Below are 10,671 nucleotides of genomic sequence, written 5' to 3'. Positions count from 1 at the left end.
GTGCCTGATGCTTGATAAATCAATGCTGAAAATTTTTCTGATCACCACCGTTCTTACAAAATGCTGGAAGAGCGGTGGTGAAAGAATACGTGGAATGTACCCTGCACCTTCCAAGACGACGGGTATACAATAACTAGATATATTTTTCATTTCCTGCACCAGTCAGGAACCGTTGAGAGTCTTCATGTCCGATTTCAAAAATATCGAGCAACTGGAAAAACGCCTGTGGTCAGCTGCAGATAATCTACGTGCTAACAGTGGCCTTACTGCCCAGGAATATTCCCGGCCTGTACTGGGGCTGATTTTTCTGCGTTATGCCGAGTATCGGTTCACTGAAGCCAAAAAGCGGTTGGATGCGAAAGCCTCCACCGGGCGTCGTCGAGGAGGTGGTGATATCCGCACTGCTATTCAGGCAGAAGGTGCGATGTATGTGCCGGAAGAAGCGTTGTTTTCCCGTTTGCTGGAGCTTCCGGAAGATCGCTCTATCGGTCTTGCCGTTAATGCGGCAATGAAAGCGCTGGAAGCGGAAAATGAAGCCATTCGTGATGCCCTGCCAAAAACCTACACCCGCTTTGAAGACGATATTCTTCAGGATCTGTTGAAAACCTTTGCTGGCATCCGCTTTGACCTGGGTACCGATATTTTTGGTCGGATCTATGAGTACTTCCTCAATGAGTTTGCCAAAAGTGAAGGCCAGGGCGGTGGAGAGTTTTTCACACCATCCCCACTGGTTCGCCTTATTACCCAGATAATTGAACCATTCCACGGCAAGGTCTTTGATCCGGCGTGTGGCTCCGGCGGCATGTTTGTATCCAGTGCCGCCTTTGTGGAAGAGCATAACCGTAGTGCTTCAGACGAACTTTCCATTTTCGGACAGGAGAAAACTGGCGATACCGTTCGGCTGTCAAAAATGAACCTGGCAGTCCATGGTTTGCAGGGAGATATCCGGGAAGGAAACTCCTACTACGAAGATATCCATCGCTGTGCCGGAGCCTTTGACTTTGTTATGGCTAATCCGCCTTTTAACGTGGATAAAATTCAGAAGGAACGCATTGAAGATGACAAAAAGCGCTTCCCTTTTGGTATGCCAAACACCGATAACGGTAACTATATCTGGATTCAGATGTTCTACGCGGCTCTGAATGACAAAGGTCGTGCGGGTTTTGTTATGGCGAACTCCGCCAGCGATGCCCGGAGTTCTGAACTGGAAATTCGTAAAAAACTGATTCAGACCGGTGCAGTGGATGTGATGGTGGCGGTGTCCAGCAACTTTTTCTATACCGTTACTCTGCCCTGCACCCTCTGGTTTTTCGATAAAAATAAGCAGGAGAAAAATCGAGATAAGGTTCTGTTTATTGATGCCCGCCATATTTTCAGACAGGTCACTCGGGCAATACGGGACTACACCTCTGAGCAGTTAAATTTTATCGCCAATATCGTCAAACTCTATCGTGGTGAGCAGGCAGACCACACTTTTATGGAAAACCATCCTGATAGTGGTAATGATGGTGGTTGGGCGTTAGAAAAATATTTCCCGGAAAGGAAATATCAAGACATTGCAGGGCTTTGCAAAGTTGCTACTTTGCAAGAAATTGAGTCTCAGGGCTGGAGTTTGAACGCAGGTCGTTACGTTGGCGTGGTGGCTCAGGGTGCGGAAGGACATGACGAAGACTTTGCTTCAAAACTGGAAGCCCTACAGGAAGAGCTGGAGGTTTTGAATGCTGAGGCTCATAAGTTGGAAGCTGTGATTGAGGAAAATGTTATAGCAATTCTGGGGGAAGTATAATTATGCATCCTTCAAAAGTGGTTCGGATTGCTGATCTAGGTTGCATTATCACAGGTTCAACCCCTCCTACAAAAAAACGTGAATACTACGGGAATAGAGTACCACTGATAAAGCCAACCGATATGGTGCTGGGGCAAAGGTATATTGGTTCAACTGATGAAAGTCTTTCTTCTCTGGGAGTGGAAAAATTTAAAAGTAAGTTGGTACCAGAAAATACTCCTTCTGTTGTAACAATTGGCACTATTGGGAAATCATGCCTGACCAAGGAGGTGAGCCTTGTCAATCAGGCGGTAAACTGCATTGTTGTTGATGCGAATAAATATGACTACATGTACGTTTACTACCTTATGCTGCTTACCATCCCGGCAGTAAGATCTATGAATAGTGGTACAGCGTCAGGGCGAGAGAATGTGAGTAAAAGTGCTTTTTCTTCAATTGAAGTGGAAGTATTGCCGAACATTGAAGATCAAAAGAAAGCATCTAGGGTACTATCAAGCTACGATTCTCTTATTGAAAATAATGATCGGCGTATAGCCATTCTGGAAGAAATAGCGCAGTCCCTCTATCGAGAGTGGTTTGTTCACTTTCGTTTTCCCGATCATAGACAGGTAAGTTTTGTGGACTCCCCACTAGGAGCCTGACCGAGAATAGGCTTATCTGTTATGATAAGCCTTAAACCAACTCTGATTATGCCAAATGTCACCACCACCAAAGTTTAAGGACAGTCCTGTTGAGTTTGATCAGCATCTGCTGTTCCCAACCAACGTTTTCGATTTGCTTCCCAAAGATCATGATTGTTTTATTTATGAAAGCATTTTTCAGAACATTAATACGTCTGAAGTCGAAAAAAAATATCACCACCTTGGTCAGCACGCATACCCTCCAAAGCTCATTGTCGCTATTCTGATCTACGCGTACAGCCATGGTGTTTTCAGTTCCCGTGAGATTGAGCGACGGTGTCGACAAGACTTGGCGTTCATGTATATCTCACAAATGAACTGCCCGAATTTCAGGGTTCTTGGTGACTTTCGTAAGGATAATCTGTCGTTTTTCCATGACTGCTTCAAACAGTCAGTCAAACTGGCCATTGAACTCAAAATGGCATCACTGGGTCATATCAGCCTGGACGGCTCCAAGTTCAAAGCCAACAGCTCAAAACACAAGGCCATGAGCTACGGGAGGCTCAAAGCGAAAGAGGCAGAACTCAGTGCCGAAGTGGATGAGCTGATCAAAAAAGCCAGTCAGTGTGATCAGGAAGAAGATGACGCCTACAAAGCAACCAATGGTTACAGCATTCCTGAAGACCTCCAGTTTAAAGAAGAGCGCCTGAAAAAAATCAAAGAGGCCAAGAAAGCACTTGAAGAACGTGAAAAAGCTTTAAATCCAGACAAACCAATAGACGACAAAAAGCAGATCAGTTTTGCAGATCACGATGCCCGCGTGATGAGCAAGAAGGGGTATTGTGAGTACAGCTACAATGCTCAAATTACAGTTGATTCCGATAACCAGATCATTGTTGGCCAGCATGTCAGCCAACACGCCAACGATGTACAGGAAGTGGAGCCGGCGCTGAGGGCATTATCAGGAGCCACTGATGGCGCGGCTGTAGATAAGTGGAGTATGGATAATGGTTACTTTTCAGGGTCAAACTTACATACAGTCGAGCGACATGAGATTGATGCCTATATCGCAACCGACAAGGCGGAGAAGCCTGCCGCTGACGACCTTGAAAGCTCTGACAGGAAGTTTGTCAAAGCGGATTTTGCGTATGATTCCGAAGCTGATGTATTTATCTGTCCGGCAGGGGAAAAGCTGGTAACGAACCCGGCCAGCAAAAGCAAAAGAAAAAGCTACCGGGCAAACAAGACGGTATGCAGGGAATGCCCTTATCGTCGGAATTGCAGTGATTCAAAGAAAGAGGCTGGCAGGGTTATCCGTACCGATAAGTTTGAAAAAGCACGTCAGGCTATGAATAAGAAAATGGAGACAGCCGGTGCGAAAGCCATATATGAGCGTCGTAAAGTTATTGCGGAGCCACCATTTGGACAGATAAAAGAATCTGGTTTCCGAGGGTTCAGTCTCCGCGGCAAAGAAAAAGTTTCAGCGGAATTTTCACTGGTATGCACTGCGCATAATATCAAAAAATTTGTAAAAGCGGCTTCCACGAGGTCAATCCGTCTCGAAGATTTGAAAGAGGCTAAAAAGGCAGCATAGAGGCTGTGAGAAGGCATAAATATGCAAAAATGAGCAAAATCCCACTAATAATTGGATATTTTTTGCTCATTTTAAGATTTGGGAAAACTTCTGTTGGTCTGGTTGCGCTATTCTCGGTCAGGCTCCTAGGGATAATGCCTGAGAACTGGAAGTTAGTTTCAGCATCAGAAGCTATGCAAATAAATCCAAGAACAAAGCTCCCCAAAGAAGGAGAAAAGCCATTTGTCCCAATGAGTGGTTTATCTGAAAACTCTATGGTTATTGGTGATATTCAAGCTAAAGCGGGTAATAGCGGAGCCAAGTTTATCAATGGTGACACACTATTTTCACGAATCACACCCTGCCTCCAAAATGGCAAGATTGGCTATGTCCAGTTCCTAGATGAAGCCAATCCTGTTGGATTTGGCTCTACTGAGTTTATCGTTCTCCGGGAGTCAGAGTTGCTGACTTCCGAATACATATACCTTCTCGCTCGGTCTATGCCCTTCAGAGAAAATGCTATCAAAAGTATGACAGGGGCAACTGGAAGGCAGCGGGTTCAGAATGCTTGCTTTGATAGCTTCAAGCTAGCCTTGCCTCCCAAGGAACTTCTGGAAGAGTTCTCTAAACTTGTTCGACCAATGTTCAGGAGTATTCACAACCTGACTCAGCGAAACGAAAATCTCAAACAACAACGAGACATGCTCCTCCCCAGACTGATCTCTGGCCAAATACAACTCTAAAGGATTATCTGATGAAAGCCACGGAAACCCGACTGTTCAAGTTTTTGCAGAAATCTGCCCAGTTTATTATCCCAATCTACCAGCGCCAGTACAGCTGGACCTATGCCCAGTGTGAACAGCTCTGGAACGATATTCTTCGGGCTGGCTCTACCGGACTCGAAGGGCATTTTATAGGTTCTGTCGTGTATGTGGAACGCAGTCTCTATAGCCACAGTGACGTACCTGAGCTTCTGGTAATTGATGGTCAGCAACGGTTGACATCAAACAGCCTGCTGATTGCTGCCCTGTCCCACGAGATTACCAAACGCAATGAAAAGGCAGAACAGAAAATTGAGATTGATGGCACCAATGCCAAAAAACTGAAAAATTACTACCTGTGCAATGCTGAGGAAGACGGAGAACTCTATTACAAGCTGGTGCTGACCCAGAGTGATAATGAAGCCCTTCATAAAATTGTGGATGGCAAAGTGGACTTTGAAGAAGAGTCCGTTCACCGGGTTGAACACAATTGTCGGTTCTTTGCCGGGAAACTGGCCAATCTGGACGATGACGAGCTGAGCCATATCTATAAGGGGCTACAGAAGCTGATCATTGTCGATATCGCCCTGGATAAAGACAAGGATGATCCCCAGCTGATTTTTGAAAGCCTGAACTCCACCGGGCTGGCCCTGAGCCAGGCGGATTTGATTCGCAACTATGTGCTTATGAAGCAGGATATCAAGGAGCAGAACCGGCTTTATAAAAATTACTGGTTCCCCATGGAAAAGAACTTTGGCCACGGGGAGTACAGCGAGCGTTTTAATGCTTTTATGCGGGATTTTCTGACCCTGAGAACCGGCTATACACCTCGAAAGGATGAAGTGTATGAAGGGTTCAAGACTTATGTGACCAAGAGCACCGAAAGTATTCAGGATATCGTAGCGGAGGTTTACCGCTATTCTACCTATTACGCAGCATTTACTCTGGAAGCCGAAAGCCAGACCAGTCTCAGGGAGGCTTTTAAGGATTTAAACAGCTACAAAGTGGATGTGGCGTACCCTCTGCTTCTGGAGATGTATAACGACTATGACCACAAGGTGCTGGCTCTGGATGAGTTTGTGGAATGTGTGCGTTATATCGAGAGCTATGCCTTCCGCCGCCTGGTGTGCTGGATTCCCACGAACTCCATGAACAAGACTTTTGCCCGGTTCAGCGTGGGCTTAAAGAAAGATCGTTATGTTGAAAGTTTCAAAGCCAAGTTTTTGCTATTAACTGGTAATCGTCGCATGCCTTTGGATAGTGAGTTCGAACATAACCTGCAAACCAAAGATATGTACAACATGCGCAGCAGATCCTACTGGCTGCGTAAGCTGGAAAACTATCATCACAAAGATCCTATCCATGTCACGGAATACACCATTGAGCATGTGATGCCCCAAAACCCGAACCTGTCTAAAGCCTGGCAGGAGGCGCTGGGCGAAAACTGGCAGGAGGTGCATGAGACTTACCTGCATACCCTCGGTAACCTCACTCTGACAGGATACAACTCTGAGCTGAGCGACCGATCCTTTCAGGAAAAACAAAGTATGGAGGGCGGTTTTGCCGACAGCCACCTGCGATTGAACAAAGGCCTGGCAAAGCTGGTCAACTGGGATGAACACGCTATACAGCAACGTGCCAAAGAACTCAGCAAGACCATGTTGGATGTATGGCCCTGCCCCCAGCTGGATGAAGAAACCCTTAACTCATATCGTCAGCCTGAAGTACAGTCTGCCTATAGTCTGGAAGACCACCCTTATCTGAATAAAGAGCCGGTAAAAACACTGTATGAGAAGTTCAAAACCCAGGTGCTGGCGCTGGATGAGGATGTGCGGGAAGAATTTCTGAAAAAATATGTCGCATTCAAATTAGACACGAATTTTGTTGATGTTGTGCCTCAGGCTTCCGGCTTGCGCTTGTCGCTGAATATGAAGTTTGATGAGATTCATGATCCTTTGAAACGCTGCAGGGATATAAGTGGGCTTGGCCGCTGGGGTAACGGCGATGTGGAGATCAAGCTTGCTGCTGTAAATGAGCTGGATTATGTGATGGAGCTGGTGCAGCAGGCGCTGGACTTGCAGGTTGGGGAGTGAATTCCGAACCCTGTAACCACAGTATTTTTATCAATACATCCATTTAAGGATGAAAAAACTGTAATCAAGGGTTTATAAATGTATCTGTCTACTGTAGAAGTCGAGAATTTCAGACTATTTGATTCATTTCACGTTGAGCTCAATAAGGGATTGAACCTACTTATTGGTGAAAATAACTCGGGCAAGACAACACTGATTGATGCCATCCGGCTAGTGCTTGACACAAATTCAGCTGAGTGGGTGCGCTTCAATGAAAACGACTTTCACAATGGTGAAGACTCTCTGAGTATTAAGTTAAAATTTGCCGACTTAAGCATAGAGGATGCCGCTGTTTTTGTGGAGCATTTGAGCCATGACTATGGTGATGCGGGTGCCGAAACTTTTTTATATGTAAACCTGAAGGCTACCATCGGAGGGTACACAGCACGGGCTGGCCAATATATAAAAACTGAAATTCGTTCCGGGGCACATGCAGAAGGCACTGTAATCGAAAGAGATGCCAGAATGTATCTCTGCTCTACTTATCTAAAACCGCTGAGAGATGCACAAGCGGAACTTACCTCAGGACGCTACTCACGGTTATCACAACTATTAGCAAGCACAAAAAGTGTTGGAGGGCAGAGTGACGATATTGAGCGTCTGCTAAAGGCAGTAATAGCTGCAAACCAGACAATCAAGGATGATGAGTCGATTCAGTCAGCTAAAGGCAAGGTTAGTGATTTATTGAAAAAGCTGACTTTCCATGTCGACCAGTTTTCACCAGCCATTGAAATGCTTGGTAGTAGAGCTTTCGAAGACATGACGGAAACTGAACAACAAGCGTTGTTCAAGGGTATTTTGGAGCGGCTGTCACTCAATCTGGATGACACTGGCAAGTCTCATGGACTTGGTTACAGTAATCTTCTGTTTATGGCTGCTGAGTTGATGCTGCTGACTCAGGAAGGTGAAGGCTTTCCACTTTTGTTAATCGAAGAGCCTGAAGCACACCTTCATCCGCAACTTCAGATGAAATTTCTCAAGTATTTCACGACAGAACAATCACAGTTTCAGTGCATCCTTTCCACACACAGTCCAAACTTGGCCTCTAAGGCACCGTTGGATAGCATTATCTTGATGAACCAAGGCAAAGCATATCCTTTACGAAAAGGCTGTACTTATCTGGATGCTGATGATTATCCATTCCTTGAGAAGTTTCTTGATGTCACCAAGTCGAATATGTTCTTTGCCAAAGGAATTCTCATGGTGGAAGGAGATGGAGAAAATATTCTGCTTCCAACTATTGCAGAACTCATTGGTAGGCCGCTGGAGGACTATGGCGTATCCATCGTAAATATTGGCAATCTTGCTTATAAACGCTATGCCAAGATATACCGGGCAAAAGATCCAGCAGCCACTCTACCTGTCCGAGTTGCATGTATGACTGATCTGGATGTATGGCCTGATAAAGCTGAGCTGAGTTCAGGAAATCCGGTTGGTTTTAAAGAAAAGAAACATCCCAATACAGATACGGGCAGAGGTGGTAACCTCCGGTATTGGAGGAGTCATTATGACAACCCTGAAAAGCTGGCTTCATATAAGTCCGCAAAACAAGAACATGACGGTGAGAATGTAAAAACATTTATCTCTGATGAATGGACATTTGAATATTGTCTGGCCAGGTATGGTCTTGCTCAACATGTATATATAGCGATTCATGGAAGTGACGATGGCTATACCGATTTGCCTGACGACCCGGAAGAGAAGGCAATAAAAATCTACGGGATGATTGAAGATGATAACTCCGGTAAAACGAAAGCTACTTATAGGCTTTCTGAGCTGTTACAGGAGGCTTTCAAAGGCAAGCCTGAAGAACTAAAAAACCTTCTGCCCCCGTATATCGTAGCTGCCGTAGAGCATGTGACAGAACCTCTCGAGTCTGAAGTTATTCGGGAGAGCGGAGTATGATCACAATTACTGATCAGGATATTGATCAACTGCAGAAAGAAACAGGATTGACTTTTGATGCAGCTCGCAGAGAGGCTTTAAAAAGCTACACAGATGTACAAGCCTGCCCAGGTAGTGGTAAGACCACTCTGGTCAGCGCAAAACTGATTCTCTTGGCAAAAAAATGGCGTGAAGAACACAGAGGTATCTGTGTTCTGAGCCATACCAATGTAGCCAAAGATGAGATCATTGAGCGACTAAAAGGTCACACTCAAGGGCGTGTCCTGCTTGGTTATCCACACTTTATTGGAACAATTCAAGAGTTTGTCAATAATTTTCTTGGAATTCCTTATTGTCGATCAAAAGGCATACCAGTCAACAGCATTGATGATGATATTTGTACCAGCTTTATAGAGCGTAACTTGCATTGGAAAACAAAGGGGTTTTTAAAGCAAAGGTATGCAGATGCTGCTGATTTGAAGTATTTTTTTGAAGCTGGAGATCTGGTTCTAAAGGTCCCAGGTTTTAACAAACCATCTACGTCAGTGAGTTATCAGGACCTTAACAGCATAAAACAGCGGCTACATGAGAATGGATATCATTTCTTCAGGGAAATGTATGAATATGGGAAAGCTGGTATCAACCAAAATCCAGGAACCGCTGCTGCTATACGCTATAGATTCCCTATTACTTTCATTGATGAAATGCAGGATACAAGCCTCTTTCAGGATGAAGTAATCAACAGCATATTTGGTGAAGGAGACTCGCAGCTTCAGCGTTTTGGTGACCCTGATCAATCAATATTTGAGGGTTCTGATACGCCAAACACCTCATACAATGATGCAGAACTGGATGCTATTTGTAATAGCCATCGCTTCTCTCCTGCTATCGCTACTCTCTCTTCAGGCCTAAGTTATCAGGGCATCAGTATCCAGTCATCGCAAACAACCGATAAGCTCTATCCCAATACGGTTTTTCTTGTTGATGAGCAGTCAAGGCAAGCAGCCATCCCTGCTTTTGCAAAACTGTGTTGCGAAAATGTGCCAGTGCCTGCTTGCGCCTCTTTCAAGGCAGTAGGCGCAATTGGTATAGAAAAACCAGAGGGGTTGACAATTCCTCATTATTTTCCAAATTTTGATAAATCCAGGTCTTCTCGAAGATTTAGGCCAGCCAGATTTATAGATTATTTTTTGCACAATGGTGGTTCTGCAATTAGCCACTCTGGCGCTGCTTATCGGTCTGTACTTGATGGTATTGTTCATTACGCGCGTTTAAGTCAGCAAAAAATAACCATGCCAGAGACTGCGGAGCAAGTCTGCACGACAGAGACTATTCGACAATATTTGAAGGCAACCGGGAAAAAACACGATTTTAACAAGCTGTATCTGAATATTATAAATAGCGGTTTTCAGGATGCAGAAAGATGGCAGCAGGGCAGTTCTAACCTTCTGAGATTAGCTGGGTTGAGAGCTCCTTCCGGGGGCAGCTTAGACTTTTTGGGCTACATCCCTCCGGACTCACTCCATGAAGAAGATGGCACTTCTAAAGGGAATGTATACAGGTATAGAGAGGGCGATCACGTTATTGATGTGGAAGTTGCAACAATCCATAGCGTTAAGGGTGAGACCCATGCTGCAACTCTCATCTTTGAGACAAAATTTGGCAAAAGCTACGATATTCACAGTTTGCTTGATTATCTTCTGAAGAATCAGAGCAGGCAGGTAACTGCAGTACAAAAGAAAAAATTCATGAAGCAGTTATATGTGGCAATGACAAGGCCTAAATATTTGCTGTGCCTTGCCATGGATAAAGGCAGATTTACATCTCAATATAAGTCTCAAGCGGAAGCTCTGGGATGGACAGTAGTGGATCTGACAAAGCTCTAAGTATCATCTAAATACCCGTATAAAACAGG

General features: G+C 44.9%; 7 protein-coding genes. All 7 read left to right on the top strand.

All coding sequences use genetic code 11. The features are described from left to right. The first annotated feature begins 184 nt into the window (after nt 1-184). The 7 genes from ACOJUN_RS15280 (at nt 185) to ACOJUN_RS15250 (ending at nt 10,642) form a co-directional block, all read left to right on the top strand. Nucleotides 185-1,786 carry a type I restriction-modification system subunit M gene (locus ACOJUN_RS15280; RefSeq protein ID WP_422132800.1) on the top strand — a complete coding sequence of 534 codons (1,602 nt, stop codon included), beginning with the start codon at nt 185-187 and terminating at the stop codon, nt 1,784-1,786. 2 nt (nt 1,787-1,788) lie between these two features. Further along, a complete protein-coding gene (locus ACOJUN_RS15275) occupies nt 1,789-2,427 on the top strand; it encodes a restriction endonuclease subunit S (protein WP_422132799.1) in 639 nt (212 codons plus the stop codon). A 55-nt stretch (nt 2,428-2,482) separates the two neighbouring features. Further along, on the top strand, nt 2,483-4,000 hold the full coding sequence (locus ACOJUN_RS15270; protein ID WP_422132798.1) for an IS1182 family transposase: 1,518 nt from the start codon (nt 2,483-2,485) through the stop codon (nt 3,998-4,000). A gap of 29 nt (nt 4,001-4,029) precedes the next feature. Continuing rightward, entirely contained in the window at nt 4,030-4,722 is a 693-nt protein-coding gene (locus ACOJUN_RS15265) for a restriction endonuclease subunit S (RefSeq protein ID WP_422132797.1), read from the top strand. 11 nt (nt 4,723-4,733) lie between these two features. Then, entirely contained in the window at nt 4,734-6,833 is a 2,100-nt protein-coding gene (locus ACOJUN_RS15260; protein WP_422132796.1) for a GmrSD restriction endonuclease domain-containing protein, read from the top strand. Nucleotides 6,834-6,911: 78 nt separating this feature from the next. After that, nucleotides 6,912-8,777, top strand: a complete 1,866-nt coding sequence (locus ACOJUN_RS15255; RefSeq protein ID WP_422132795.1) for an ATP-dependent nuclease — start codon at nt 6,912-6,914, stop codon at nt 8,775-8,777. Continuing rightward, nucleotides 8,774-10,642 carry a UvrD-helicase domain-containing protein gene (locus ACOJUN_RS15250; protein WP_422132794.1) on the top strand — a complete coding sequence of 623 codons (1,869 nt, stop codon included), beginning with the start codon at nt 8,774-8,776 and terminating at the stop codon, nt 10,640-10,642. The genes ACOJUN_RS15255 and ACOJUN_RS15250 overlap by 4 nt, the downstream gene beginning before the upstream one ends. Nucleotides 10,643-10,671: the final 29 nt, after the last annotated feature.

It is taken from the genome of Endozoicomonas sp. ALD040 (assembly GCF_049275945.1).
Lineage (GTDB): Bacteria > Pseudomonadota > Gammaproteobacteria > Pseudomonadales > Endozoicomonadaceae > Endozoicomonas_A.
The sequence above is the reverse complement of the archived record's forward strand: the minus strand, read 5'-3'. Positions and strand labels throughout refer to the sequence as shown.

Excerpts from the sequence above, each read along its gene's own strand:
- ACOJUN_RS15275 (WP_422132799.1), top strand. The coding sequence starts at position 1,789 with ATGCATCCTTCAAAAGTGGTTCGGATTGCTGATCTAGGTTGCATTATC.
- ACOJUN_RS15270 (WP_422132798.1), top strand. The coding sequence starts at position 2,483 with ATGTCACCACCACCAAAGTTTAAGGACAGTCCTGTTGAGTTTGATCAG.
- ACOJUN_RS15280 (WP_422132800.1), top strand. The coding sequence starts at position 185 with ATGTCCGATTTCAAAAATATCGAGCAACTGGAAAAACGCCTGTGGTCA.
- ACOJUN_RS15250 (WP_422132794.1), top strand. The coding sequence starts at position 8,774 with ATGATCACAATTACTGATCAGGATATTGATCAACTGCAGAAAGAAACA.
- ACOJUN_RS15265 (WP_422132797.1), top strand. The coding sequence starts at position 4,030 with ATGAGCAAAATCCCACTAATAATTGGATATTTTTTGCTCATTTTAAGA.
- ACOJUN_RS15260 (WP_422132796.1), top strand. The coding sequence starts at position 4,734 with ATGAAAGCCACGGAAACCCGACTGTTCAAGTTTTTGCAGAAATCTGCC.
- ACOJUN_RS15255 (WP_422132795.1), top strand. The coding sequence starts at position 6,912 with ATGTATCTGTCTACTGTAGAAGTCGAGAATTTCAGACTATTTGATTCA.